The 24,335-nt window shown below is 42.9% G+C and carries 32 protein-coding genes; 17 read left to right on the top strand and 15 right to left on the bottom strand.

Annotated features, from left to right (window positions below; all coding sequences use genetic code 11):
- Positions 1–48: 48 nt before the first annotated feature.
- From ACVBDU_RS03130 to ACVBDU_RS03115, 4 genes are all read left to right on the top strand, one after another.
- On the top strand, positions 49–1,188 hold the full coding sequence (locus ACVBDU_RS03130) for an alkaline phosphatase (protein ID WP_447178323.1): 1,140 nt from the start codon (positions 49–51) through the stop codon (positions 1,186–1,188).
- Between the two features lie 147 nt (positions 1,189–1,335).
- Positions 1,336–1,908 (top strand): Crp/Fnr family transcriptional regulator, encoded by a 573-nt coding sequence (locus tag ACVBDU_RS03125; RefSeq protein ID WP_447178322.1) that lies wholly within the window; start codon positions 1,336–1,338, stop codon positions 1,906–1,908.
- A 66-nt stretch (positions 1,909–1,974) separates the two neighbouring features.
- Positions 1,975–2,418 carry a carboxymuconolactone decarboxylase family protein gene (locus tag ACVBDU_RS03120; RefSeq protein WP_447178321.1) on the top strand — a complete coding sequence of 148 codons (444 nt, stop codon included), beginning with the start codon at positions 1,975–1,977 and terminating at the stop codon, positions 2,416–2,418.
- 5 nt (positions 2,419–2,423) lie between these two features.
- Positions 2,424–3,218, top strand: a complete 795-nt coding sequence (locus ACVBDU_RS03115) for a DJ-1/PfpI family protein (protein ID WP_447178320.1) — start codon at positions 2,424–2,426, stop codon at positions 3,216–3,218.
- 68 nt (positions 3,219–3,286) lie between these two features.
- Here ACVBDU_RS03115 and map read toward each other — a convergent pair whose 3' ends face one another.
- The 4 genes from map to ACVBDU_RS03095 all read right to left on the bottom strand — a co-directional run bounded on the left by map (position 3,287) and on the right by ACVBDU_RS03095 (position 6,638).
- Complete coding sequence (gene map / locus ACVBDU_RS03110) at positions 3,287–4,051, bottom strand: type I methionyl aminopeptidase (protein ID WP_447178319.1); 765 nt, start codon at positions 4,049–4,051, stop codon at positions 3,287–3,289.
- A 251-nt stretch (positions 4,052–4,302) separates the two neighbouring features.
- Entirely contained in the window at positions 4,303–4,452 is a 150-nt protein-coding gene (locus tag ACVBDU_RS03105; RefSeq protein WP_447178318.1) for a hypothetical protein, read from the bottom strand.
- A gap of 349 nt (positions 4,453–4,801) precedes the next feature.
- The gene (locus ACVBDU_RS03100; RefSeq protein ID WP_447178317.1) at positions 4,802–5,710 is read right to left on the bottom strand and encodes a hypothetical protein; all 909 of its coding nucleotides are present in this window, start codon (positions 5,708–5,710) and stop codon (positions 4,802–4,804) included.
- A gap of 127 nt (positions 5,711–5,837) precedes the next feature.
- Positions 5,838–6,638 (bottom strand): M12 family metallopeptidase, encoded by an 801-nt coding sequence (locus ACVBDU_RS03095; RefSeq protein WP_447178316.1) that lies wholly within the window; start codon positions 6,636–6,638, stop codon positions 5,838–5,840.
- A gap of 347 nt (positions 6,639–6,985) precedes the next feature.
- Here ACVBDU_RS03095 and ACVBDU_RS03090 point away from each other — a divergent pair, with 347 nt between their 5' ends.
- The 3 genes from ACVBDU_RS03090 (at position 6,986) to ACVBDU_RS03080 (ending at position 9,999) form a co-directional block, all read left to right on the top strand.
- Positions 6,986–8,326, top strand: coding sequence for a carboxylesterase family protein (locus ACVBDU_RS03090; RefSeq protein ID WP_447178315.1), 1,341 nt, complete (start codon positions 6,986–6,988; stop codon positions 8,324–8,326).
- A gap of 320 nt (positions 8,327–8,646) precedes the next feature.
- A complete protein-coding gene (locus tag ACVBDU_RS03085; protein ID WP_447178314.1) occupies positions 8,647–9,012 on the top strand; it encodes a cupin domain-containing protein in 366 nt (121 codons plus the stop codon).
- Positions 9,013–9,258: 246 nt separating this feature from the next.
- Positions 9,259–9,999, top strand: a complete 741-nt coding sequence (locus ACVBDU_RS03080) for a YqjF family protein (RefSeq protein ID WP_447178313.1) — start codon at positions 9,259–9,261, stop codon at positions 9,997–9,999.
- Between the two features lie 49 nt (positions 10,000–10,048).
- Here ACVBDU_RS03080 and ACVBDU_RS03075 read toward each other — a convergent pair whose 3' ends face one another.
- The gene (locus ACVBDU_RS03075; RefSeq protein WP_447178312.1) at positions 10,049–10,234 is read right to left on the bottom strand and encodes a hypothetical protein; all 186 of its coding nucleotides are present in this window, start codon (positions 10,232–10,234) and stop codon (positions 10,049–10,051) included.
- Positions 10,235–10,459: 225 nt separating this feature from the next.
- On the opposite strand from ACVBDU_RS03075, the gene relB reads away from it, so the two are divergent.
- The 9 genes from relB (at position 10,460) to ACVBDU_RS03030 (ending at position 15,556) form a co-directional block, all read left to right on the top strand.
- The gene (gene relB / locus ACVBDU_RS03070) at positions 10,460–10,708 is read left to right on the top strand and encodes a type II toxin-antitoxin system RelB family anti-toxin (protein WP_447178311.1); all 249 of its coding nucleotides are present in this window, start codon (positions 10,460–10,462) and stop codon (positions 10,706–10,708) included.
- Between the two features lie 143 nt (positions 10,709–10,851).
- A complete protein-coding gene (locus ACVBDU_RS03065) occupies positions 10,852–11,070 on the top strand; it encodes a DUF4287 domain-containing protein (RefSeq protein ID WP_447178310.1) in 219 nt (72 codons plus the stop codon).
- 228 nt (positions 11,071–11,298) lie between these two features.
- Entirely contained in the window at positions 11,299–11,880 is a 582-nt protein-coding gene (locus ACVBDU_RS03060; RefSeq protein WP_447178309.1) for a methyltransferase family protein, read from the top strand.
- A 266-nt stretch (positions 11,881–12,146) separates the two neighbouring features.
- Positions 12,147–12,506 carry a DUF4180 domain-containing protein gene (locus ACVBDU_RS03055; protein ID WP_447178308.1) on the top strand — a complete coding sequence of 120 codons (360 nt, stop codon included), beginning with the start codon at positions 12,147–12,149 and terminating at the stop codon, positions 12,504–12,506.
- A 44-nt stretch (positions 12,507–12,550) separates the two neighbouring features.
- Positions 12,551–13,033 carry a GyrI-like domain-containing protein gene (locus tag ACVBDU_RS03050; protein ID WP_447178307.1) on the top strand — a complete coding sequence of 161 codons (483 nt, stop codon included), beginning with the start codon at positions 12,551–12,553 and terminating at the stop codon, positions 13,031–13,033.
- 412 nt (positions 13,034–13,445) lie between these two features.
- A complete protein-coding gene (locus ACVBDU_RS03045; RefSeq protein WP_447178306.1) occupies positions 13,446–13,892 on the top strand; it encodes a DUF8479 domain-containing protein in 447 nt (148 codons plus the stop codon).
- 38 nt (positions 13,893–13,930) lie between these two features.
- The gene (locus ACVBDU_RS03040) at positions 13,931–14,422 is read left to right on the top strand and encodes a GNAT family N-acetyltransferase (protein ID WP_447178305.1); all 492 of its coding nucleotides are present in this window, start codon (positions 13,931–13,933) and stop codon (positions 14,420–14,422) included.
- An 11-nt stretch (positions 14,423–14,433) separates the two neighbouring features.
- On the top strand, positions 14,434–15,000 hold the full coding sequence (locus ACVBDU_RS03035; protein ID WP_447178304.1) for a dihydrofolate reductase family protein: 567 nt from the start codon (positions 14,434–14,436) through the stop codon (positions 14,998–15,000).
- Positions 15,001–15,064: 64 nt separating this feature from the next.
- Complete coding sequence (locus tag ACVBDU_RS03030) at positions 15,065–15,556, top strand: GNAT family N-acetyltransferase (protein ID WP_447178303.1); 492 nt, start codon at positions 15,065–15,067, stop codon at positions 15,554–15,556.
- Positions 15,557–15,562: 6 nt separating this feature from the next.
- On the opposite strand, the gene ACVBDU_RS03025 is transcribed toward ACVBDU_RS03030, so the two are convergent.
- Positions 15,563–16,246 carry a hypothetical protein gene (locus tag ACVBDU_RS03025; protein WP_447178302.1) on the bottom strand — a complete coding sequence of 228 codons (684 nt, stop codon included), beginning with the start codon at positions 16,244–16,246 and terminating at the stop codon, positions 15,563–15,565.
- Between the two features lie 347 nt (positions 16,247–16,593).
- Between ACVBDU_RS03025 and ACVBDU_RS03020 the strand changes: the two genes are divergently transcribed.
- Entirely contained in the window at positions 16,594–17,001 is a 408-nt protein-coding gene (locus ACVBDU_RS03020) for a glyoxalase (protein ID WP_447178301.1), read from the top strand.
- A 12-nt stretch (positions 17,002–17,013) separates the two neighbouring features.
- Here ACVBDU_RS03020 and corA read toward each other — a convergent pair whose 3' ends face one another.
- The 9 genes from corA to hisC form a co-directional block, all read right to left on the bottom strand.
- The gene (gene corA, locus ACVBDU_RS03015; RefSeq protein WP_447178300.1) at positions 17,014–18,081 is read right to left on the bottom strand and encodes a magnesium/cobalt transporter CorA; all 1,068 of its coding nucleotides are present in this window, start codon (positions 18,079–18,081) and stop codon (positions 17,014–17,016) included.
- 33 nt (positions 18,082–18,114) lie between these two features.
- The gene (locus ACVBDU_RS03010; protein ID WP_447178299.1) at positions 18,115–18,552 is read right to left on the bottom strand and encodes an META domain-containing protein; all 438 of its coding nucleotides are present in this window, start codon (positions 18,550–18,552) and stop codon (positions 18,115–18,117) included.
- Positions 18,553–18,595: 43 nt separating this feature from the next.
- A complete protein-coding gene (gene hisIE, locus ACVBDU_RS03005; RefSeq protein ID WP_447178412.1) occupies positions 18,596–19,222 on the bottom strand; it encodes a bifunctional phosphoribosyl-AMP cyclohydrolase/phosphoribosyl-ATP diphosphatase HisIE in 627 nt (208 codons plus the stop codon).
- 162 nt (positions 19,223–19,384) lie between these two features.
- Positions 19,385–20,140 (bottom strand): imidazole glycerol phosphate synthase subunit HisF, encoded by a 756-nt coding sequence (gene hisF, locus ACVBDU_RS03000; RefSeq protein ID WP_447178298.1) that lies wholly within the window; start codon positions 20,138–20,140, stop codon positions 19,385–19,387.
- Between the two features lie 43 nt (positions 20,141–20,183).
- Positions 20,184–20,921, bottom strand: coding sequence for a 1-(5-phosphoribosyl)-5-[(5-phosphoribosylamino)methylideneamino]imidazole-4-carboxamide isomerase (gene hisA, locus ACVBDU_RS02995; RefSeq protein ID WP_447178297.1), 738 nt, complete (start codon positions 20,919–20,921; stop codon positions 20,184–20,186).
- Between the two features lie 184 nt (positions 20,922–21,105).
- Complete coding sequence (locus ACVBDU_RS02990; RefSeq protein ID WP_447178296.1) at positions 21,106–21,402, bottom strand: four helix bundle protein; 297 nt, start codon at positions 21,400–21,402, stop codon at positions 21,106–21,108.
- Between the two features lie 14 nt (positions 21,403–21,416).
- On the bottom strand, positions 21,417–22,010 hold the full coding sequence (gene hisH, locus ACVBDU_RS02985; protein ID WP_447178295.1) for an imidazole glycerol phosphate synthase subunit HisH: 594 nt from the start codon (positions 22,008–22,010) through the stop codon (positions 21,417–21,419).
- A gap of 96 nt (positions 22,011–22,106) precedes the next feature.
- On the bottom strand, positions 22,107–23,240 hold the full coding sequence (gene hisB / locus ACVBDU_RS02980; protein ID WP_447178294.1) for a bifunctional histidinol-phosphatase/imidazoleglycerol-phosphate dehydratase HisB: 1,134 nt from the start codon (positions 23,238–23,240) through the stop codon (positions 22,107–22,109).
- A 45-nt stretch (positions 23,241–23,285) separates the two neighbouring features.
- Entirely contained in the window at positions 23,286–24,329 is a 1,044-nt protein-coding gene (gene hisC / locus ACVBDU_RS02975) for a histidinol-phosphate transaminase (protein ID WP_447178293.1), read from the bottom strand.
- Positions 24,330–24,335 lie beyond the last annotated feature (6 nt).

The following is a 24,335-nucleotide window of genomic DNA, read 5'->3' as shown; positions in this document are numbered from 1 at the left end:
AATACGCAAACAGCTATTATTCTAAAATCCTAATTTAACACGATAATCATGAAATTACTGGCCAGGTTAAGTGCTCTTAGCATTCTTTTTATCATTTCCGCTTGCAGCATTAATGTAAGTCCCACGGTTAAAACCGACCTGGAAAACGCGGAGATCAGCATAAACCAAACGGGGAAACGCCCCAAAAATGTAATCCTGATGATTGGGGATGGTATGGGGGTTACCCAGGTTTCCAGCGCGATATACCGGAATAAATCACTCCACGTTGAACGGATTACCAATGTAGGTTTCAGCAAAACCAGTTCTTCTTCGGACCTGATTACGGATTCCGCCGCAGGAGCCACCGCTTTTTCCATAGGCGAAAAAACATATAACGGCGCCATTGGCGTAGACAAGGACGGGAAACCGAAAGAAACACTGCTGGAACTTCTGGGCAACGACGGTTATTCCACCGGGCTTATTGCTACCTGCGCTATTACGCACGCCACCCCGGCCAGCTTTTTTGCCCACCAGCTGAAAAGAAGTATGGAAAACGAAATCGCGGCGGATATGGTCAATGCCCCGGTAAACCTTTTTATAGGCGGAGGAAAAAAGTATTTTGAAAACCGTGTAGACTCCGAAAAGAAGCCTTTTGACAACCGGAACATCACCAAAGAACTGGAAAGTAAAGGTTTTTCTTTTATCAACTCGCTTAATGAATTGGAGACCACCTCCGGCAAAGTAGGCTATTTTATTGCGGACGATCAGCCGGAGCCTATCCTGAAAGGGCGTGACGATATTTTGCCACGTTCCATAACGCCATCTATCCGTCACCTGCAAAACGAATCGGGCAAAGGGTTCTTCCTGGTGGTAGAAGGTTCACAGATTGACTGGGGCGGGCATGACAATAATGCGGAATATATTATCACGGAAATGATCGATTTTGACAAAGCCATCGGCAAAGCGCTGGACTTTGCGGAAAAGGACGGCAATACCCTGATCGTCATTACTGCCGACCACGAAACCGGGGGATATTCTCTTCCCGGCAAAGATGGCAATTACAATGACCTGGATGGGGCATTCACCACGGGCGGACACACCGGGGTTATGGTCCCTGTTTTTGCCTATGGCCCGGGCTCGGAAGTTTTTCGCGGTATTTATGACAACCACCAGATCTATCATAAGATCAGGCAGGTTTTGGGAAAATAGTTGGTCCGTGAGTATTACAAATGCAGAAGACAATGGGGGCCCGTTGCAAACGAACAAGTATTTACGGTAATTTACTACTTTTGGGTTGTAATGGAACTACTATTATTACTTACGAATAACACACCTCTATAAAACCCCGCTTTTAGTATGAAAGAACTACATAAGCATATTTGTAAATTTATTGTTCTGAATGACGCTGAATTTGAAGAGATCGCTTCTTATTTTGAACGGGTTTCGCTGCAAAAAAAGGATATTGTTTACCGGGCGGGAGATAAAACCCCGGACCACTACTTTGTTATTAATGGTTGTATGCATATGTACTTTATTAATGACAGGGGAACGGAGCAAACGATACAGTTTGCTATTAAGGATTGGTGGATAACAGATTATCTGGCCTTTCAGCACAAAACAGTTTCGGAGTTTTATATCCAGGCAGTAGAACCTTCGGATGTCCTCCGGATAAGCGGACAAAAACAGGAAGAATTGCTAAAACGCTTTCCCAAAATGGAGACGTATTTCAGAACGATTTACCAGATTGCCTATGGCGCTGCTTTAATGCGGATGAAATATATTTTCAGTTATTCCAAGGAAGAAATTTACTTTAAGTTCAGGGATTCGTTCCCGGATTTTGTACACAATGTTCCGCAATACCTGGTGGCCACCTATCTGGGGTTATCTCCGGAATACGTTAGTAAATTAAGGCGGAAAAGCACTTCTTGAACCAGTTCAATTTTATTCACGGACATTACACATATCTTTGTTCCATAAATTGAAAATCAAATCATTATGGAACCAAGGATTCAGATAGACAAACTACAATCGGAGGCGTATAAGGCCATAATAGCCCTTGAGGGGCATATATCTAAAATAAGTGAACTTTCCACCACGCATAAGGAACTTATAAAAATAAGGGCTTCGCAAATTAACGGTTGTGCATTTTGTATTGCCATGCATACCAAAGATGCTTTGAAATATGGTGAAACACAGGAGCGGATATTTCTTTTGAACGCCTGGAGAGAGACAGATCTGTTCTCTGAAGAAGAAAAAGTTATTTTATCTATAACGGAAGAAATTACTTTTATACATCAAAACGGGCTTACGGATAACACCTATAACCGGGCTATTAATCTTTTTTCGGAAACTTACCTGGCACAAATTATTATGGCAGTAACGATGATTAATGTCTGGAACAGGATAGCTATAAGTACCCATAAACCCATTATACACTGAAAATTATGAATAAGAGTTTAACAGTAGCCATTATTTTATGCACCATCCTTTTAGGGAGTTGTAATGAAAAAAAGCCGGAAAATGCCGCTATGCAACAATCCGAGCAAAGTGATCTGACCAATAGCAATGGTAAGACGACAAATGATCCGGTGCATGCTACCGCAACGGAAGCATCTCAAAAACTAAAGCCATTAAATCCGGACTTACCAACGATAGGAATACTCATGTTCAACGGTGTATTAATGACTGAAGTCACCGCCCCGCTCGATGTGTTCTCCAAAAATTCGGAAACAGGTAAGCCGTTGTTTAATGTAATTACCATTGGGGAAAGCTATGATATGATAACCTGCGAAGAAGGTTTAAAGATGTTCCCGGATTATATCTATAGCAATGCCCCGTTATTGGATGTCGTCATCGTACCCAGCGCTTATGATATGACTGCTAAAGTCAAAGACACAAAATTACTGGAATTCATTACGAAGCAGAACACCAATACGGATTATACGGTAAGCAATTGTGCCGGTGCATCGCTTCTTGGGGCAACGGGTATTGCGGATGGTAAAAAAATAGTGACCTGGATAGGTGGCGGTAATGATCTGCAAAAGAATTATCCCGACCTGCTGGTCCAGGATGATTCGGAGGTAAGCTACGTAGAAGACGGAAAATTCCTGTCTTCCAATGGCAATCTGGCTTCCTATATTTCTTCCCTGGAACTGTTAGAAAAACTAACGGACAAGGAACACAGGAAAACCGTAGAGTCTCATTTATACCTGGACAGGCTGCAACGTTGGAAAAACTAATTGTTGTACGGGATGTATAAATTCCGCCTGGTGCTCGTTTGCAACAAGCGCCAGGTTAAACCTTTGGTTTAGTTTAGTATTCCGTTCTCTTCAGTAAGGATAATGGGTTTACCATCGGTAATAACAATAGTATGCTCGTGCTGTGCCATATAACCGCCTTTATTCCCTACCATTGTCCAGCCATCGGCAAGGGTATCGGCATAGGTAGAGTTTGTAGCAATAAAAGTTTCGAGAGCCACTACTGAATGTTTCCGGAACCTTCTCCGGTCGAATTTGTTTCTGTAATTCAATAGATCTGTGGGTTCTTCGTGCAGGCTCCTGCCCACACCGTGACCGGCGAGATTTTTAATCACTCTATACCCGTTCTTTCTGGCTTCGGTTTCCATTAGTTGTCCTATATCAGAAATCCGAACGCCTCCACGGATATGCTCCAGGGCTTTCCTTAAAATTTCTTTGGAGGCATCGACGAGTTTTTGGTGTTGGTTAATATCTTTCCCCAAAACAAACGATCCGCCATTGTCCGACCAATACCCGTTAAGTTCGGCAGAAACATCTATGTTTACCAGGTCTCCTTCTTTAAGGATACGTGTGGCGGACGGGATACCGTGGCAAAACTCCCCTCCTACGCTTATACAGGTGTGCCCCGGAAAACCATAGGTAAGGAAAGGCGCTGATTTGGCCCCGAAGTCTGAGAGAACTTTTGCTCCGTAGTCATCGAGCTCTTTGGTAGACATTCCCGGACGGGCATAATTTGTCATTTCCCGGAGTGTACAGGCCACCGCCTCGCTTGCCCGTTGCATGCCTGTTAATTCGGATTCTTTGGATATGGACATGGATATTGTTTTTATAAGTAGTATGCAAAAGTATAAACAAAAGCCTTTTGGGTAAAGCTATTCGTGCAGTCTCCACACTGGTGCTCGTTTGCAACGAGTGCCTGCCGTACAAAGCGTTTGCAACGCACCTCAAAAAGTATAGGCATTCTGATAATAGAATTACTGCAGCAAAGGGATATTCTGCCCGGTTATGTTCTAAATACGCTATTGTTTTTTTTAATTCCGAAAGGGCGTGATCTGTCCACAGGATTTTATAACCACTTTTCATATAACTTGCTGGCTTCCGAATGCGAATTCAATTTTCCAGAATCTGCATCTTTAATTCCACGTTCGATGGATTTCTTTTCTTCTTTTGAAATTTCTTTCCACCAATCGATTTTCTCACTCTCCCGTAATTTCATTATTTTTTCAATAATGGACTCATCATTTAGAGTTGATAACCATTAAATCAATTCGATTTTCTTATTTTGAAGATTTATATCCATAACTCAAATTTACAATTTTTGAGTTGAATACTATGTTTTTTCATCAATTTTTGACGATCGGTATAACGCAACTGCTCGTTTGCATACTTACAGTATCTTAAATTTACCCTCTGGTGCTCGTTTGCAACGAGTGCCTGCTGTACAAAGCGTTTGCAACGCACCTCAAAAAGTATAGGCATTCTGATAATGAAATTACTAAGGCAATGGGATATTCCAAGGGCGGGGAGCAATGGGTATTAGTTGTAAACCAGCGTCAAATGGCATATTACAGTAACTTAAATTTAAGCCCGACTCCCAGGCCATAAGACTTGTTGACTACGGAATTTAACCGGGTATATACTTTTTTACCACTTTGATAAAAGGTTTTATCCGTCCCTGTTCCTGTTTCAGCATGGGAGATATCGGCATTTAAGGTAACATACATGTTTTCGTATAGCGGATACTCCACAAACAATTGAGCATTAACGCCTTTTCCGGTAGCGCTGTGTTTAAAACTTACCGGGTGCGCGAATTCTGACCTTAAATTCCAGTTGGCTTTTGCCGAATATTTTACGAGGTCGCCACTTACTTCCAGGAAAATCCTTGCCTTTCCGGCATTAAAAACAAATACCCCTCCGGCGGTACCTCCGTACCAATGCGGAGTGTAAGTGCTTTTAAGGATACTTCCTTCCATCAATGGCACTTCATTGTCCAGCATAAAAACATGCTGGTATTTATTGGTAAATCCCAGGAACGGAATAATACTTACTTTGGGATGTGTATACACGAGGTATTGCAACCTGGCATCAAAAGTGAGTGCATATCCTCTATCCGACTGCAATCTTTCATCATAGGAAATATCCTGCCTGTTATCTTCACGGTAATCGGTGTCGGTAACCCTTCCTGTTGTGACACCCATATAAGACATATCCGCCTGTACGGAGAAACGTCCGGATATCTTTTTTTGAACCATTAACCCAACCTGTGGCCCCTGTAATCTTTTCCAGATCAGTTCCGACAGAATATTGGGGTTCTGCCCGTTGACATCCCCCGCTATGGACCAGCGCAGGTCTTCCTGCCTGTATTTTACGTATGGATGTATGGACAATTTGTATTCCGGAAATTCCTGGGCAAGTACATCGTTACAAGTAAACAGAAGAAAAAATAACAGGGTAACCGAAAAACACAGTTTCATACGCAAATGATAATGTCCAAAAACGCTTTCTTTTAAAGCCGGAAAATACAAAAATAAAAATATCATGTGTGCAGTGTAAAGAGACTACACACATGATATAATAAGGATATATCCTGATAAAAGTTGATTAATTAGGATATAAATCAGCTATAAATTGCTTATCAGTGTTTGACAATACGGTATTCCAACCCACTTGAAAATTGCCTATGGTCAGGGAATTGTCTATAGCATAGTGCATAATAGACTGAGGGTCGTATGCGCTGAACTGTGTCTGTGAAGCGGAATAGGCGGTAAAGAGGTTGTTGTCTACCTGGGCCTGTGACCAGTAATTGGGTGCTCCCCCATAGTAGGCATAAACTGCGGGCTTGTCCCACGGAATTTCTACTTCCGGGTGCTGATGCTCATGGATCAACCCGAGAGCATGCCCGAACTCGTGAATGGTGGTACGGCTGAATTCCGATTCGGAAGTATTGTTGTCAAACCAACCGAAGTTCATGGTCTCGGAATTGGGTGAGATGAGGTTGGCATCGGTACCTATGTAAGAATAAGAACCTTGCCCGGACATAAAGCTCACCCGTATATCCGCATTTCCGCTGGTTACAAACTCGAAGGTAATGTTGGCGTGATCGGACCATTCGTTGGCATACTGCATGACTTTGTTCCTGACATACTGAGAACCGCCTAAAAACTTTACTTTTAAGGTTTTACCATTCTGCCAGACTTTGGAACTAATGGCTGCGGCCCTGGGGGTCACGCCTTCCGGATAGACGTCTTTACACATCCGGATCGCGGCAAGTTCATCGGCGCTGAGTTCCCGGGTTTCCTGCTGGCTGTTGAGGTCGTCAGCCTCGTTCATATCCTCTTTAGAACAAGAGACGAAAATTAAAGATACCATTAGCATCCATAGAAATACATTTTGCATTTTCATGATAAAAAAGATTTAGGTTAAAAAATAAAATTTGGTGAGGTAGGTGTATCTAAAGTAATTCTTAACGGGATAAACTGATTTAGAGGATTTATGTTAAGAATTACCCTGTTGGGAAGCAAATATACATATTTCTTAATAAAAACCTAACGAAGTGCCAAAAATATAGATTTTAACATAAAAGCATGTTTTTCCAAAAGAAGTAATGCCGAATCCTTATGTCACCTCAAAGGTCACAAAACCACACGGGACGTTGAAGGGAATTAAAAGTATGCCCCGATAAATTTATACATTTGTCTTGACAGCATGCTACGGTTCTTATCCGGTAGCAGACATGATACGCTTTAGTTATGGCAGATATTATTTTTGAAACGTCAGCCGGTCCCGTACAGGGATGGCGGGACGGAAATGTTATACGAGCCACGGGTATACCTTATGCTTCGGCCGGACGCTATGAGAAACCACGGGAAACCCCGCTTCCGCAAGTCCCCTATCCTGCAACAAAATGGTCTCCTGCATGCCCGCAGAATCTTTCCCGGAAATCCGGGAACTTATTGGGCCGGGACATGCTGGAACAGCTAACGGTAGATGAAAACTGCCAGTACCTCTCTATAACGCTTCCGGATGCCGCACCGCCACCTTCCGGCCGGCCGGTAATGGTTTGGATATACGGTGGTTCCTATACCTCGGGGGCAGGAGATTCCCCGGTGTATAATCCTACCCTGCTGGTGGAAGAAAATGATGTAGTGGTTGTAAATATCAATTACCGCCTGGGATTGCTGGGCTTTCTGGGCGGATATAAGGATGTTCCGGCAAATCTTGGATTGCTGGATATTATGGCCGCCTTACGCTGGATTAAAAAGCACATTGCGGCTTTTGGAGGAAACCCGGATAATATTACGCTTTTCGGGCAGTCGGCAGGAGGTGATGCCATTGCACATTTAATGCTTGTTGAAGGTACCGAAGACCTGTTTCACCGGGTTATCATCCAGAGTGCCCCATTGGGTATCCGGAGAGGAAAGGCTGCTATTGCCAGAAAAATGATAAAGAAAGTGGCTTTGCTGCCAAAAGATACGGATGCGGATACGATCCTGGCCCTGCAAAGCAGGTTGATACTTTCCATGAAAGGTTTCGGAATAAAGGGCGGAATGCCTTTTGGTATTCAATACGGGTATCCGCCCATGCCCCCGGAAAAGGATGTGGAAAAAATATGGCGGGAACGTGCCGGGCAGTGGGATGTGATGATCGGGTGGGCCGATCGCGAGACTTCCTTATTCGTTCCATTTGTAAAACCTTTACAGTCGCTTGCCCGCCTACCTCTTATGGGAAGGTCTTCCCTGGAATGGCTGATCCGTAAAACAACAAACCGTATATACCGCAACCCTGGAAAGGCCTTTGCCAGGCATATTGCCGGGGCAGGCGGCTCTGTTTATCAGTATCGTATAAGCTGGGGTGTTGAAAGCAATGGGATAAAAGCCGCACATATTGTCGATATTTCGCTTTTATTCGGCACCGAAGAACTGTGGAAGACTTCAGCTTTTCGCGAAGGAAAATCGTTTAAGGAACTGCAACAGGCCGGAAAAAATATCCGTGACATATGGACTAAATTTGCCAGGACCGGAGTTTTAGATACGAAAAGGCATATTCCCGGGTTGATAGCATATCATCGGGTAAAGCCCGATGAACATTAAATACACACGTAGTCCAGGACGCAATAAAGGACTAATAGAAAACCGTATAAAGATGCTTATTAAGAGTTAATTATTATGCTATCTGTAATCCCCTCGCAATTTTGTACTTTTGAGCCTTAGAAACTGTTTAAATTTTGTTTTTGGAATATTTTATAGTGTATTCCTGCACGCCGGCAGGCGGGTTTTTGTCAGGCGAAGGTATTTTGAGGTGCATAGCCATAGCTACGGACCGAAAAAATAGCTGAAGCATGACGGAAAAAGACGCATAAAAGAACCGAAGGATAAAACTTAAACAGTTTCTTAGTTTAACATTCGGTTTTATGTCTGTCCAAAAAGTAAATTTAGAAGAGAAGTTTAGCCGGTTCCGGGATTACTGGAACCCCAGAATTGTAGGTGAACTCAATGACCAACTGGTAAAAGTGGCCAGGTTTAAAGATGAATTTGTAATGCACCGGCACGAAAACGAGGATGAGATGTTCCTGGTTATCGAAGGCAAACTGCTTATGGAACTGGACGATGAAACCCTGGAAATAAATCCCGGTGAATTTGTTATTATTCCCCGCAAAACCAATCACTGGCCAAAAGCTGTCGGCGAAGTTAAAGTAGTCTTGTTTGAACCCAAAACCACATTGAATACCGGAAATACGGAAAATGAATTTACGGTCAGAGACTTGAAAAATATTTAATTCTCAGGTTTAACTACATGACAAAAATCGTTTTTTGCATAATTTGGCCGAAAAATCAATTTGACCCCAACCCTAAAGGGAGCTTGATTTTTCTCGATTTGCTCCCTTTAGGGTTGGGGTAACAATCCCGAAAGCTTTCGGGAGAGGAATTATCGAAATTCAATTTTTGTCATGTAGTAAATTTCACGTTAACTTAACAAACCACTTGACGCATTATTATCATACTCATTACAATAATATTACCCTGTGAAGATTAAAGAGATACTCCAAACAACAGATCATCGTCCATGGAAAATGCCGACGGAAGAATGGAAATATTACCAGGAATGGAACGATGCCGTGTTTCTGCATTGGCAGGTAGAGCTTGCCGAGCTGCGCAAATTTGTTCCGCCGGAACTGGAAATCGACCTGTACGATGGCAAAGCCTGGGTTTCTGTAGTAGCTTTTACCATGCAGAAGATAAGGCCAAAAAACCTTCCTCCCTTTCCTCCCGTTTCGGACTTCCACGAAATAAACATTCGTACTTATGTAAAAAACAATAATAAAACGGGCGTATATTTCCTGAGTATAGAAGGCGGAACAGGTATTTCCTGTCGTGTAGCCAGGACCCTGTCCGAACTCCCCTATCGGTATTCCGGAATGAAGCGTGAGGAATGTTACTACAATTCTATAAACGACAAACTCGGAGATCGTTTGGAAATACATTATAACATAGGCGGGGAAATATCCCATAAAACAGGTTTGGACCTTTGGCTTACGGAAAGGTACGCCCTGTTCCAGGACACCCGGACCGCCATAAACGAATTTGAAATACACCATATTCCATGGCCTGTATACACGATAGAACTCAAAAAGAGAGAGGTACATTACCCCCGGTTTTCCAATCTCCTGAAAGGCGCACCACACCTTGTCCATTATTCCCCGGGCGTACAGGTAATTGCCTGGGACAAAATAAAAACCCAAAGGACCATAGAGACCGGTGCATAAAAAGATTTCAACACCTCTCTCCTACCGATTTTCTTAAACTATTTGACCCTTATTCCGCCGAAAAAAAGGAAAAGCCAAAAAGTTCCGGGGCAAAGATCACAAACAGTATGGCAAGGATAATGCACCCGGCTATCATACCGAGTAAAAAGCAGGTAGAACACCGGGTCCTCCATTCCTTTTCCGTAACCGTCGCATTCCGATCTGTCATAAATCTCTTTAAATAACTTTTAAGCATAACAATAAGGTTTAATCCGTAAGTGTCAACATGTCCGCAACTTAACGGACCGGTAAAGTGGCTGCTGCCATATCGGTAAACCTGGGGGATGAGTTTCCGTACGCACTCTTTATAGTTCCGGGATAAAAATATCCTTTCACAATACATAAAAGTCGGAGGCAATTCGTTTAATACGTTGCTAAGATAACAAAATATAGCTTATACACTATAATTAATCCCGATTTTATGGCGCAACTTGCGGGGGTGAGCAATGTTAGAAACCAAGCATACCTGGAAGCATTTGGCAGGAACCTGAGAAAACTCCGGAAGGAGAAAGGTCTCTCCATGGAGAAGCTGGCACATGCCGCCGGGGTCGAGTATTCGCAGGTCTTTAAAATGGAGCACGCCCAAACCAATGCCACTATTTCTACCGTTCACGCCATTGCCAAAGCACTTAAAATAACGGAAAAGGAATTATTTGATTTTTCGTTATAACCCGATATCCCCGGCATTTCTCTACCTTCCCCGAATCCCCAGCCACATTTGTCCCGTCCTCCCCTGTTATATGACATTTTTACACCTTTTGTTTTTACAATATTCTTCCGAATTTTGAATAAAACAAATAACTATACGTAACCATGTCTTTTCAATCTTATTTAATTAACATCGAGACCAAAACCGGAAAAAGTCCGGAAGATTTTATCCGACTGGCCACGGAAAAAGGGTTTGTGGAAAACGGAACGCTTAAACCGGACATTAAAGCCGGACAAATCGTGCAATGGCTAAAAGACGATTACGACCTGGGGCATGGTCATGCCATGGCCGTGTATGCCTATTTTAAAGGGAAACGGAGTTAAGGCGGGGAACGGAAATTCTGTGCCGCCGAATAGCTTTCCCGTTTCTCCATATCATTTTTCGTTCACCATAACTTCTCCCGGTGTCATCCGTATGCCTGAGGTGGTGGATTTAACGATCCGGACCTGTGAAAACAATACATCGATTTTTTAGCAGCTTCCTCAAATAATACACGGTTTGTTGAAAAATAATTGTACATTTACTTTTCACTAATCAACCATTAAAATAGCGTGAATACCCAGATCAGTTTTCCGGTTTATGCCACCGTGGCGTGCTGGTTTTTATTTTCCGTAACCTGGCTATGGCAGAGCAATAAGACCAAGGAAAATGTCAATCCCCGAACCACCTCACAGAAGATTTCGGCTTTTATGGGGTTTGTTATTGTTTTTCTTGCCCTTTACCTCCCTCTTTTTACGACCAGAGGCGTCGGAAAGATCGTCATCCCTCCGTATTTTAGCATACAGCTTACGGGAGTTATATTATCCGTTGGCGGTATTTTTATATCCATATGGTCCCGCCTGCTCCTGGGATGGAACTGGAGTGGCGGCGTATCCGCAAAAAAAGAACACGAACTCATCGTTACAGGGCCGTACCGGTTTGTAAGGCACCCCATCTATACCGGGTTTATCTCCGGGCTTATAGGAACCTGCCTGGTTATGGGAAGCCTTTCCGGGATTATCATCACCGTTCTCTACACTATGGGCCTGTTTAAAAAAATAAACAAAGAAGAAAAGTTACTGGCCGATATCTTTGGAAATTCCTATGCAGACTACCAGAAACGCACCTATAAATTAATACCGTTTATTTGGTAATCATCCCATAAGAACATCACTATACCATTATTTTTCGGATATTAATCCTTCCGCATTTTGATTTTTAAAGAATTTGTATTTGAACGACGAGTTCTTTATTATCTTTATAGAGAAAAGGTTCGGGCCGCTCAAAAAAGACTGTCCTGATCTCCGCAGGTGATACACATATAATTATATTATTCCAGCTTCCTTTTCGTTATCCTTTTACCATACAACAGGAAAATAATTTTTATAGTTCTCCGTAAACCACAGAACAAGTAACAACAATGAAAATACATATCGAAGAAGTAAACGGTATACCCGTTGCCGAACTCATATCCGATAAAACGGAGATTACCAATGCCCAGGACGCCCTGGAAATAATGATGAACAGTATTTACCAGGGTTCCGAATGTATTATCATACGGAAGAAACACCTGGTACCGGATTTTTTTGAACTGAAAACGGGAATAGCAGGAGATATACTTCAAAAATTTTCCAACTACAATGCCCGCCTGGCCATCGTTGGTGATTTTAAGGATGTTATAAGCAAGAGCCTGAAGGATTTTATCTATGAAAGCAATAAAACAGGAAGAATAAACTTTGTAAACACCACGGAAGAAGCCAGGGAAGTTTTTTCCCGCTAGGGTTTATAATCCCTGTCCGTATTTTTTAATTTAAGACGCACACCATGAAACCGAAAATCACACGATTAAAAGAAACCAGGCTCATCGGCAAAAAAGTAAAGATGTCCTTTACAGAAAACAAGACCGGGGAACTGTGGCGTGATTTTATGCCGAAAAGAAACGAGATAAAAAACAGTGTAGGCACCGGTTTATATTCGGTAGAAGTGTATAGTGATACCGGGTTTTTCGAAAAATTCGACCCCAATAAATTCTTTGAGAAATGGGCTGCCGTAGAAGTAAGCGATCATATGGCCATACCTGTGGAAATGGAAAAGCTGGTCATTCCCGGAGGATTATATGCCGTATTCCCGTTTAAAGGCAAAGGTAGCGAGTCTTCGGATGTGTATAAATATATTTACGGTACATGGATACCGGATTCCGGATACATACTGGACAACCGCCCCCATTTTGCCCTGATGGGAGCAAAATACAAAAACGAACACCCGGATTCCGAAGAAGAACTGTGGATTCCGGTAAAAGAGAACTAGAGTATATGAATCAGAAATCCGTAGGTTTCCGGCGGACTGAAAAGTCTGTTTTGCCACGGATACACGAATAACCTTAAATAACCATTTTGAGTTATACACATAGATGCCATTTGTATCAATCTTATAAACAAGCAGTTAAACATTTGTATGTTTATAAAATGAACAGGCATTTCAAAAGGACCTGACATTGTGGGCTTTGTGAAAAACTTTGAGCCCTTTGTGGTTTTTCCTGTCACGGGTCTTATTTTATCACTGAGATTCACAAAGCAGGCACAGACCTGCCTGCCGGCATAGGCAGGGTTGCACAAAGTATTGTAGAGAAATTAAATGTATAACTCAATAACCATGAATACATCCGTGTATCCGTGGCTAAAAAATTATAAAAAAGAAATACGATCCAAAAGAGACAAACATGGAAAAAACCGGAAAACCTGCCAAACGTAAAAAGACTATAAGTATCATTGTTTTTATCTGCGCCTTTGTCATAGCCTTTGCTATTGCTTTTTATGTGTCCAGACAATATTCCAGTAAAGACCGGAAATCCGAATTACAACAGACTGTGGACGAAATGAACCGGAAAACCCCGATGGAGGTAGATGAAATCACCCGGCTGGACAGTGTTGCAGCCAGGGGAAATTCTGACATACTTTACTATTACACTCTTCCGGAGACGGAGATAACCGAAATCAACGCCGACACTATAAACAAATATGTTCGCCCGGTAATAATAGATAACGCCAAAAGCAATCCCGGCCTGGAGATCTTCCGGAAAAAGAAAATCACCATGAATTACCTTTATTACGATAAAAACGGGGAATTTATCGAAGAAGTAGCCGTACATCCGGAAATGTATCAATAGAAACAGGATTTTACTTTACACCATACCGAACAGAGATTATGAAGTTTATTGAAAATGATTCCCTGACCGACAGCCAAAAATCAGACATCCTGGCGCTCTGGAACCGGGAATACCCCAAAGACCTGTCCTTAGCAGATATACAAAGCTTTGAAAAATACCTGGCAGGTCTTGAGGATAGACATCATGTATTACTCCCGGACGAAAAAGGCCAGGTAAAAGGCTGGTTAGTCTATTTTATGCGGGAAGGTGAACGTTGTTTTGCCATGTTACTGGACCCGAGCGAACAAGGTAAAGGACTGGGGTCCCGTTTACTCGGTTTGGCAAAAGAACGGAATACGGAACTTAACGGTTGGGTAATTGACAACAGTGAAGAATTAAAGGAAAACGGCCAAAAATACAGGTCTCCCATTCCCTTTTACGAAAAGAACGGTTTTGAGATATTACGGGAAGTATGTTCTGCAAAAAACAATATAAACGGCATAAAAGTCCGTTGGAAAGCGTCTGCTGGCACCGCAAACATTAACCGATAAAAAGACATGACATGGGTAAATTAATATTGGACCTGGCCGTAACATTAGACGGTTATATAGAAGGTCCGGAAGGAGAAATCGACTGGCTGGTCAAAGATGAGAATACCGATTTCGGAGATATTCTCTTCGAGATTCTCGAGGGTGTGGATACCATTTTCTACGGCAGAAAAAGTTATGAAGCATGGGGAAATTATGAACCGGGAGAACACGCAGACACCAAACTGAAAGAAGCCTATAAGCTATTACACAGCAAAACCAAAGTCGTATTCTCATCCACCATAAAGGAAGATAATACAAACGCCATTTTCGTCCATTCGGATATCAAAAAAAAAGTACAACAAATAAAACAGGAGACTCCAGGGGATATATGGGTCTACGGAGGGGGCGGACTGATCACTTCTTTGGCTAACCTACAATTGATCGATGAATACAGGCTTGCCGTTCACCCGGTGATCCTAGGTAAAGGAAAACCGCTTTTCAAGGATATTAAAGAACGAATAGGTCTGCGGCTAAAAGCTACCAAAAGTTCTTCCTCCGGAGTGGTTTTACTCACCTATGACACGGAAACGCAGGAATAAAAAATTTTATTCTACTATAGTTATATCTATATTTAACCCTGTTTATTGAAACAGTTTATTCCCCATGAGTATCGCATTTGAAGAATTACAGGAAGAGCATCTTCCCGAGGTTAAGAAAATATACGATTGGTACATTGCCAATTCTACGGCAACTTTTCATACGGAACCTGTAGAGATTGAAGAACTTCGGGAGTTCATATACCTTGGCCATTCCCGCTACACTTCCTGTCTTATCCGGGTGAACAATGAAATTGCCGGGTATTGTTTTCTGACCCCTTATAAAAAAAGACAGGCCTATGACCGCTCAGCCGAAATTACCATTTATCTGAAACCGGAAATGGGCAAAAAAGGTATTGGCAAGGCGGCTCTCGAGTACCTGGAAAAAAGGGCTATCAACAATGGTGTAAAGAACCTGCTCGGAATTATTACCGGCGACAACCACGGCAGTATTGCCCTTTTTACCAAATGCGGTTATGCGCAATGTGCCTGTTTCCGTAACGTAGGAGATAAATTCGGTAAAATACTGGATGTTGTGGCTTACCAGAAGGAAATTTAAAATAATTTACTCTTCATCATCGTCCTTCACCACGATCATCGTAGCCTTACCTCCGGTATTCAGGAGCCATTCATTGGCGGACATCAGCTCCCCTTTATCGTTGTAAACCCGTAGTTCTGCCGTATTGGGGCCGGAGCTACCCTGGTTCAGCGCCTGGAAGTCTATTTTGTTAAATCCCTTCTGAAGCGGAACATCAATGCCTTTGAAACCTGCTTCCAGAACAATGTCATAAGCCACTATACTGTCATTGAGATAAATACGTACCCGGTCGCCATCCACATATTGATGGTCACGGCATGCAAGCCTTACAAAACTGGAATTGGTTTTAAAATCTCCGAGGTATCCTGTAGTCTTATAATTACCGCCACGGTCTTCCCCCTCCCCCTGTTTTCGGTTTAACCGTTTCTCGTACTGGGTACCGTTGTTGAGAAACTGTTCCTTTTGCATAAAATTCTCATTCTCCTTAGTAGAAAGGTCAAAAGATGATGTATTGGAATTATTACTATTGGTCATCGGAGACGGCATAAAATCCGGGGCATTGAAGATAGAGCTGTTATTTTCCGAAGTATTGCCTTTGGGCAGTACATTATTTTCCGCCCTTATGGGTATAGATTTACGCGGCATTTCTCCCTGGGCATAAAAGCCGGTAGAAAACCCCATAGCGATAAGTAATAGTACAATGTATCTCATACCCCGGTTATAACAAATTTTATGCCTAACTGTTCAGGAATAAGCCATCCGGCTCACTTTCCCCATATCCGTCGCATAATACTCTCGTATTCAAACTCAAAAGTAAGTAAACGTTACCATAAAACGATCTTTAAATCTGTTAAATTAATACGGGAGCATCTTAATTTTAATATAAAAACATACCGGATATCTTCCGCAGAACACGCGTTAATACATAATAATAAAGGTAAATGTGTTAGCTTTCGGGCATAGTCCGAAAACAAGTTGTTTATAAAATAGTTAACAACTATGGCAGGTAGCGGCCGTCTCTCCCTACTTTATGAATTATCTTTAAGAAAACTTCTATTATGGACACCAGAACAAAGGATTTGCTCCGTATTCGTCCGGAAATTTCAAACGCTTTGGTTTATGAAGAAATGAGTAGTGACGAACGCTTTCAAAACGTTACTATCCGGCCGGTTATCAAACTGCAAAAAGAACTATTGGTAGAGGCTTTCCGGAATTATGCCAACAAACACAAAGGAATGTTTTACACCCTTAGCCTGGAAAAACGGCTGGTATACATTGAAAATGCCATCCACAAAGACATTAAGTTCCGGAATTCGCTCAAGGGAATGGTCATCGGCCAGTTTACGGTAGAAGAATACCTGACCTACATAGAAAATTCTTCTGCCCTGAACAAACGTATGATGAACATAGTCATAGAAACCATCAAAGACTGTGTGCAGTTGCTGGAAGTAGATATGGCCGTATAAAACCGTTCGGGTCTACAGCCATTTCTTCTTTTTGAAAAAAAGGAGCATTCCTATAAATATGAGCAGCATTACGCCCATAAGGATAAAATAGCTGTATTTGCCGTGCAGTTCGGGCATATTGTCAAAATTCATCCCGTATATTCCGGCGATAAACGTCAGCGGAATGAATATGGTGGCTATAACCGTCAACACCTTCATTACATTGTTCATCTTGTTGCTGATGCTCCCCATATACATTTCCATAAGACTGAGGATCATTTCGCGATACACCTCTACGTATTCCACAACCTGGATGGTATGGTCATACAGGTCACGGTAATAGTTTCGCGTGTGCTCCTCTATAAGTATAAAATCGGTTTTTTCTACACGGTTTACGATTTCTCTTGCCGGGAATACGGAACGTTTAATACGTAGTATTTCCTTTTTCAGGTTGAGTATATCTTTAGAGATGTCCACATCCCTCTCTTCAAAAAGGACATCTTCCAGGTCTTCTATTTTATCTCCGAGAGTCTCTATCACCAGGAAATAGTGATCTACAACGGCATCCAGGAGTACAAAAAGCAGGTAATCGGACTTTTCTCCGCGCACACGTCCCCTGTTTTCCATAATCCGCTTCCTGATATCGTCAAAAACATCAGCCCTGGATTCCTGGAAAGTAACCACATACCCTTTACCTATAAGCAGGTTGAGATGTTCGGTTACCAGGCGTTCTTCTTCATAATATATCATTTTGAAAACCACAAACAGATAGTCTTCGAATTCGTCTATCTTCGGTCTCTGGAAAGTATCCACGATATCTTCCATGACCAGGGGGTGCCACTTGTAGTATTTACCCAGTGTTTCAATTGCCTCTACATTGTGCAGTCCGTTTACATTAATCCAGGTCGTATTCTCCTCTTCCGCATACCGGAATACTTCTTTTACATCATTGTACACCGTGCGGGAACAAGTTTCTTTGGAGTAATCTATAACCTCGATATAAAACTCCTGTTCCGATCTGTTTCCCGTATATGTCAAAGTGCCGGGAACAGATCCCAGGCCTTTTCTGCGTTTTTTCCGGGGCCGTGTTTTTTTCTTCATAAACCGGTCTCGTTGAATTTATTCGGATGTATACTATTCACCTTCCGTAGCGACAAAAGTCATAAGTTCTGTCTTGCCCGAAAGCAATCGCAACGATTTGTTTTTTACTTTAAAATGATCCGCTTTATCCAACGCAGCCATAAATTCACTTTCCTTGTTTACACCCATACAGGCCATTTTGGTAGAAGCCAGTTTATCCAGACTTATTCCGTTTTCTTCCTGCACGGTAAATCCTCCCATAAGCCGGTTGCACCCGGAAAACCCGGAAACGTGCATTTCTTCCTTATCGAATTCCAGGTAAGGCATGCCATTGCCGAAACTTGTGGAATCGACCTTTTCTCCTTCAAAAGAATCGAGTTTCCACGTGGCGGATGACAATGCGGTTAAAGGATCTGTTTTGGTCGTATTACACGATGTTACGATTGCTGAAACAAATAGCATCATAACGAGCAGGCGAGCTGTATTTTTCATAACGACAGAGTTTATGTTATTCTCTAAAGGTAATAAAAACCGCTTATTTTTTATGTCGTTCCCTGAGAATTTTCTCCACATCGACTAAAGTGTATCCTTTCGCCTGGAGAAGGATCAGGTAATGAAAAAGCAGGTCGGCACTCTCGTTAAGAAACAGGTCGTCGTTCTCGTCTTTCGCCTCAATAACCACTTCTACGGCCTCTTCCCCCACCTTTTGCGCCACCTTATTTATCCCTTTGGCAAACAGGGAAGACACGTAACTACCGGAGTCGGCATTTTCCTTCCTGGCTGTAATCACTTCTTCCAGTACGGAAAGAAAACCAAAATGCGGCTTATTTTCTTCTTTCCAGCAGGTATCCGTGCCGGTATGGCATGTCGGCCCCTGTGGCCGAACCCGGACAAGCAGCGTATCCTTGTCACAATCTGCTTTAATATCTTCCAGCTGCAGGAAGTTACCGCTCTCCTCCCCTTTGGTCCACAGGCGCTGTTTACTCCTGCTATAAAAGGTGACTTTTTTGGTCTCCACTGTTTTTGTATAAGCTTCTTCGTTCATATATCCGAGCATAAGTACGGTTTTTGTGTCCGCATCCTGGATAATGGCGGGGACCAGCCCGTTATCTTTGTCAAAATCTATTTCCATCCTGTTTTGTTTTCTGTAGTTTAAATTAATTTTACGGGAATTGTTATGTACTTGTTAAGTTACTGAGTTATTTAGGCAACACCAATAACTTAGTAACTCAATAACCGAATAACTCAGTAACTCCGAACCATAACTTTTAAAAAGCTAAAGCGAAATGTTTTAGCACATAGTTCGAACCATTTTCGGGACCAATCAAACCCGCACGGCAATATCCTGTTTTTGCAGGAACCGTTTCAGGTCTTTGATCTCCATTTCCTTAAAGTGAAATACACTGGCGGCCAATGCGGCATCCGCTTTCCCCAGCGTAAACGCATCGGCAAAATGCTGCATGTTCCCGGCTCCTCCGGAAGCGATGACCGGTATATTTATCATTCCCGATATTTCCGCCAGGGTTTCATTGGCAAAACCGTTTTTGGTACCGTCGTGATCCATGGAAGTAAATAAAATTTCCCCTGCCCCGCGCTGTTCGGCCTCTTTTACCCAGTCAAAAAGTTTGATCTCCGTCGGAACTTTTCCTCCTACCAAATGCACCAGCCACTCGCCATTCACCTTTTTCGCATCTACCGCCACTACCACACACTGGCTCCCGAACCTGCCGGCCAGGCGATCTATGAGTTCCGGATCCTTCACCGCGGAAGAATTAACAGAAACCTTATCTGCCCCGTTGTGCAATAATACCCCGACATCTTCCACCGATGCGATACCACCGCCTACCGTAAACGGTATATCCACTTTTTCAGCTACATGCCTTACCAGTTCGGCCAGGGTTTTACGTTTTTCTTCGGTAGCGGAAATGTCAAGGAATACCAGTTCGTCCGCGCCCTCTCTGGCATATATTTCCGCGAGTTCCACCGGGTCCCCGGCATCCCGGAGATCCAGGAAATTGATTCCTTTCACTGTCCTGCCGTTCTTAATATCCAGGCAGGGTATAATTCGTTTGGTCAACATAATTCGATATTCTTCTTTGTTTCCGGTAACTGATGTCCCGGTGTTATTGCGCAATAATGTATTGCTCCAGTTCTTTTAAGCTGATGTTCCCTTCATATATGGCCTTACCGATAATGGTCCCTTCACAACCCAGTTCTTCCAATCGGGGTAATTCCTCAAAAGCCGATATCCCCCCCGAGGCAATAAGCTTCACTCCTTTGATATTTTCCAGCATTTTGGCATAGAGGTCAAATGCCGGCCCTTTGAGCATACCGTCTTTGCTGATGTCGGTACATATAACATACTCAACCCCTTCTTTTCTATATTCTTGCACAAAAGGAGTTAAATCGATACTTGAATTCTCCTGCCAACCGTTTATAGCGATCTTTTCCCCGGTTTCTCCCGGCAGGACATCGGCACCGAGGATAATTTTTTCCGGGCCGTACTGCTTCAGCCATCCCAGAAAAGTCTCCCGGTCTTTCACCGCAATACTTCCCCCGGTCACCTGTCGTGCGCCGCTTTCGAAAGCTATCTTCAGGTCTTCATCCGACTTGAGTCCGCCCCCGAAATCGATCTTTAATCCGGTTTGGGAGGCTATCTGTTCCAATACTTTGTAATTGACAATGTGACTGCTCTTTGCCCCGTCCAGGTCTACCAGGTGCAGGTATTCTATACCGTGGGCTTCAAATTCTTTAGCTACTTCCAGCGGGTTTTCGTTGTATATTTTACGGGTACTGTAATCGCCTTTGGACAGGCGTACACATTTGCCTTCTATAATATCTATGGCAGGGATGATTCTCATAATAAGGTACGAAGTTAGAAGTTAGAAGTATTATTTTTGTTTTTTCTTGCTGTATTAATGGATGCTACGATAATTGCTAATATTTCTTCGGCTTCTTTAAATCAACTACCTCGGGGCAAGCCCGCAAGGCATGAGGCGGAAACCATAGATTACTTTTCGACACAAGCGTCAGAGCATTTAAATCTCACTTGGTGAGTAAAATTTTTATTTCCGTCTTGTTGGCCTCAGAAATCTCAAGAAGAAGTTCAAGGAAATACATAGATTCATCTGCTTCTTCTTCGACTATTTTTAACTTGTTAATAAAATCCGCTGTTGATCTTGCCCGCTGAGAAGCCCTGTAATTTGCACCTACAGAACTCGAACATCGAAGTAATTGATTGACATATGCATTAAATTCCCTGCTTTTCGGAAGCCTATTACATAATTTCCAACAATCTATAGCAAACCTTTTTGTTCGATCAGTTAAGTTATTTCTATACATAACACTTCGTATTTCTAACTTCGTACCTCTAACTTAAGAAAGTTCCCCAATATCCTGGCACCTGCGGCGCTGCTCTTTTCCGGGTGAAACTGTACGCCGTAAAAATTGTTTTTATGTAATGCCGATGCGTATTCCACCTCATAATCTGTCAGCGCTATGGCCTCTTCACAGCGGGGTGCGTAATAACTGTGAACGAGATACATAAACTCATCCTCTTTAACACCTTCGAACAAAGGGGTTTTTAGTCCGTGTACCTGGTTCCAGCCTATCTGCGGCACTTTTACCCTATCGGAAAACCGGATAATATCCACATCAAAAATACCCAGCCCTTTTGTATTGCCTTCTTCGGAAGACGCGCACATCAACTGCATCCCCAGGCAAATCCCCAGCACGGGTTGTTTTAATTCCGGGATAATTTTATCTATTCCCGTAGCCTGTAATTTTCGCATGGCACTACCGGCTTCTCCCACACCCGGGAATATGACTTTATCCGCATTGCGGATGGTTTCCGCATCATCGGTAAGGACCGCTTCATATCCCAACCGTTCTATGGCGAACCGGATGCTTTGAATGTTACCCGCTCCGTAATCTATAATAACTATTTTCATAAGTACGAGGTTAGAAGTCAGAGGTACGAAATATGTTTAAAGTCCAGCAATAACGTATAATTTCAACTTCGCACTTCTGACTTCGTATTTCTAATTTTAGATCATTCCCTTTGTCGTAGGCAATACCATTTTCTCCACGTCGCGTTTTACGGCCATTTTTATGGCTTTTGCAAAAGCTTTGAAGATAGCTTCGATCTTGTGATGTTCATTGGTCCCCTCTGCTTTAACATTCAGATTGGCTCCGGCCCCGTCCGTAAAGGACTTAAAGAAGTGATAAAACATTTCGGTAGGCATCTTCCCTATCATTTCGCGTTTGAACTCGGTTTCCCATACCAGCCAGTTCCTCCCTCCGAAGTCTATGGCTACCTGTACAAGACAGTCATCCATAGGCAGGCAAAAACCGTAGCGTTCTATACCCAGTTTGTTTCCCAGGGCTTTCCGGAATACTTCGCCCAGGGCAATGGCCGTATCTTCTATGGTGTGGTGCTCATCTACTTCCAGGTCACCTTTTACTTTAATTTCCAGGTCCATCTGTCCGTGGCGGGCCAACTGGTCGAGCATATGGTCAAAAAAGGCGATCCCGGTGTATATATCGCTTTTCCCGGTACCGTCCAGGTTTAGGGTAATGGCTATATCCGTTTCGTTGGTTTTCCTGGCAATAGAAGCCCTGCGGCTCTGTAATTTCAGGAATTCATAAATATCCTTCCAGTCGGAGGTTTCCAGCACAATACAGGATTTTATCTCCTCCTGTCCCAGTGTGACTTCCCCGGTGCCGAGATCCGTTTCATTATTTATAAATATGCCTTTGCTTCCGAGGTTCTTAGCCAGTTCCACATCCGTAAGGCGGTCGCCTATCACATAAGAATTCCCGAGATCGTAATCTTCGGAGAAATATTTGGTGAGTAATCCTGTTTTAGGTTTCCGGTTGGGTGAATTTTCGTGAGGAAAAGTCCTGTCTATATAAACCGCGTCAAAAACGATACCTTCATTTTCCAGGCTTTTCAGGATAAAATCCTGCACAGGCCAGAAGGTGTCTTCCGGAAAGGCGTCGGTGCCCAAACCATCCTGGTTGGTTACCATAACGAGTTCGAAACCCAGTTCCTTTGCTATCCTGGGAAGCCAGGTGAACATCCCAGGGTAGAATTCCAGTTTTTCGAAGGCGTCTATTTGTTCGTCTTCCGGTTCACGAATCAGGGTACCGTCCCTGTCTATAAATAGTACTTTTTGCATATTACTTTTTTGTTTTATCCGATGTTTTAAGGTTGGTTATATATATTACAGCGTCTTAAGAGCCTGTACCAGTTTTTTATTTTCTTCAAGGGTACCCACGGTAAAACGCAGGCAGTTCTCACAAAGCGGCTGCGTGGTACGGTTCCTGGTCACAATACCTCTTGCCACCAACTGCTCATACCTCTTACCCGCATCATCCACCCTGGCCAGGATAAAATTGGCATCGGAAGGAAACACTTCCGATACATAAGATACTTCTAGTAATTCTTTAAATAAAAGTTCTTTTTGTTTCTTAATTTCAATTACTTCCGTCTCTACATTTTCAGTTTCCAGTAATCGCTTCAGTGCGCGTCTCTGGGTGAGTTCGTTTACGTTATACGGGGGCTTTATTTTATGGAGTACAGCAATGATTTCTTCGGAAGCATAGCATATACCGAGACGTATACCGGCCATGCCATATGCCTTGGACAACGTTTGGGTAATAACGAGATTCGGATAAACGGAAAGTCCGGACAACCAGCTTTCCTTATCGGAAAAATCGATATAAGCTTCGTCAATCACTACCAGTCCGCCGAAATCTTCCAGCAACTTTTCGACGATCTCTTTTGAAAATGAATTCCCGGTAGGATTATTCGGAGAGCACAGGAACAATATTTTGGTGTTTTCATCCGCTTTTTCCAGGATTTCCGAAACTTTCGGCTGAAAATCGCCGGACAACAATACTTCCCTGTTTTCTACATTGTTTATATCCGCCAGTACTTTATACATGCCATACGTGGGCGGTAAGGTTAAAATATTATCTGTTCCCGGTTCACAGAACGCCCTGTAAAGCAGGTCCAGGACCTCGTCACTGCCGTTTCCGAGCAGAATGTTTGCTATGCGTACATTCTTTTGTTGGGCCAGGACTTCTTTCACTTTGCGTTGCTGCGGATCGGGATACCGGTTCACATCCGTTTCGTTGGGGTTTTCGTTGGCATCGATAAAAACCATATCCGCGTCAAAATCCTCAAACTCATCCCTTGCCGAAGAATATGGCTTCAGCTTCGCCACATTCGGGCGTACCAGTTTGTCTATCCGGAATGTCATCATTTGCAT

The organism is Sinomicrobium endophyticum, assembly GCF_052983315.1.
The sequence above is the reverse complement of the archived record's forward strand: the minus strand, read 5'-3'. Positions and strand labels throughout refer to the sequence as shown.

Bases quoted from the DNA above. Each gene is read 5' to 3' on its own strand.
- ACVBDU_RS03130 (WP_447178323.1), top strand. From the start codon at position 49: ATGAAATTACTGGCCAGGTTAAGTGCTCTTAGCATTCTTTTTATCATT.
- ACVBDU_RS03125 (WP_447178322.1), top strand. From the start codon at position 1,336: ATGAAAGAACTACATAAGCATATTTGTAAATTTATTGTTCTGAATGAC.
- ACVBDU_RS03120 (WP_447178321.1), top strand. From the start codon at position 1,975: ATGGAACCAAGGATTCAGATAGACAAACTACAATCGGAGGCGTATAAG.
- ACVBDU_RS03115 (WP_447178320.1), top strand. From the start codon at position 2,424: ATGAATAAGAGTTTAACAGTAGCCATTATTTTATGCACCATCCTTTTA.
- map (WP_447178319.1), bottom strand. From the start codon at position 4,051: ATGTCCATATCCAAAGAATCCGAATTAACAGGCATGCAACGGGCAAGC.
- ACVBDU_RS03105 (WP_447178318.1), bottom strand. From the start codon at position 4,452: ATGAAATTACGGGAGAGTGAGAAAATCGATTGGTGGAAAGAAATTTCA.
- ACVBDU_RS03100 (WP_447178317.1), bottom strand. From the start codon at position 5,710: ATGAAACTGTGTTTTTCGGTTACCCTGTTATTTTTTCTTCTGTTTACT.
- ACVBDU_RS03095 (WP_447178316.1), bottom strand. From the start codon at position 6,638: ATGAAAATGCAAAATGTATTTCTATGGATGCTAATGGTATCTTTAATT.
- ACVBDU_RS03090 (WP_447178315.1), top strand. From the start codon at position 6,986: ATGGCAGATATTATTTTTGAAACGTCAGCCGGTCCCGTACAGGGATGG.
- ACVBDU_RS03085 (WP_447178314.1), top strand. From the start codon at position 8,647: ATGTCTGTCCAAAAAGTAAATTTAGAAGAGAAGTTTAGCCGGTTCCGG.
- ACVBDU_RS03075 (WP_447178312.1), bottom strand. From the start codon at position 10,234: ATGCTTAAAAGTTATTTAAAGAGATTTATGACAGATCGGAATGCGACG.
- relB (WP_447178311.1), top strand. From the start codon at position 10,460: ATGGCGCAACTTGCGGGGGTGAGCAATGTTAGAAACCAAGCATACCTG.
- ACVBDU_RS03065 (WP_447178310.1), top strand. From the start codon at position 10,852: ATGTCTTTTCAATCTTATTTAATTAACATCGAGACCAAAACCGGAAAA.
- ACVBDU_RS03055 (WP_447178308.1), top strand. From the start codon at position 12,147: ATGAAAATACATATCGAAGAAGTAAACGGTATACCCGTTGCCGAACTC.
- ACVBDU_RS03050 (WP_447178307.1), top strand. From the start codon at position 12,551: ATGAAACCGAAAATCACACGATTAAAAGAAACCAGGCTCATCGGCAAA.
- ACVBDU_RS03045 (WP_447178306.1), top strand. From the start codon at position 13,446: ATGGAAAAAACCGGAAAACCTGCCAAACGTAAAAAGACTATAAGTATC.
- ACVBDU_RS03040 (WP_447178305.1), top strand. From the start codon at position 13,931: ATGAAGTTTATTGAAAATGATTCCCTGACCGACAGCCAAAAATCAGAC.
- ACVBDU_RS03035 (WP_447178304.1), top strand. From the start codon at position 14,434: ATGGGTAAATTAATATTGGACCTGGCCGTAACATTAGACGGTTATATA.
- ACVBDU_RS03030 (WP_447178303.1), top strand. From the start codon at position 15,065: ATGAGTATCGCATTTGAAGAATTACAGGAAGAGCATCTTCCCGAGGTT.
- ACVBDU_RS03025 (WP_447178302.1), bottom strand. From the start codon at position 16,246: ATGAGATACATTGTACTATTACTTATCGCTATGGGGTTTTCTACCGGC.
- ACVBDU_RS03020 (WP_447178301.1), top strand. From the start codon at position 16,594: ATGGACACCAGAACAAAGGATTTGCTCCGTATTCGTCCGGAAATTTCA.
- corA (WP_447178300.1), bottom strand. From the start codon at position 18,081: ATGAAGAAAAAAACACGGCCCCGGAAAAAACGCAGAAAAGGCCTGGGA.
- ACVBDU_RS03010 (WP_447178299.1), bottom strand. From the start codon at position 18,552: ATGAAAAATACAGCTCGCCTGCTCGTTATGATGCTATTTGTTTCAGCA.
- hisF (WP_447178298.1), bottom strand. From the start codon at position 20,140: ATGTTGACCAAACGAATTATACCCTGCCTGGATATTAAGAACGGCAGG.
- hisA (WP_447178297.1), bottom strand. From the start codon at position 20,921: ATGAGAATCATCCCTGCCATAGATATTATAGAAGGCAAATGTGTACGC.
- ACVBDU_RS02990 (WP_447178296.1), bottom strand. From the start codon at position 21,402: ATGTATAGAAATAACTTAACTGATCGAACAAAAAGGTTTGCTATAGAT.
- hisH (WP_447178295.1), bottom strand. From the start codon at position 22,010: ATGAAAATAGTTATTATAGATTACGGAGCGGGTAACATTCAAAGCATC.
- hisB (WP_447178294.1), bottom strand. From the start codon at position 23,240: ATGCAAAAAGTACTATTTATAGACAGGGACGGTACCCTGATTCGTGAA.
- hisC (WP_447178293.1), bottom strand. From the start codon at position 24,329: ATGATGACATTCCGGATAGACAAACTGGTACGCCCGAATGTGGCGAAG.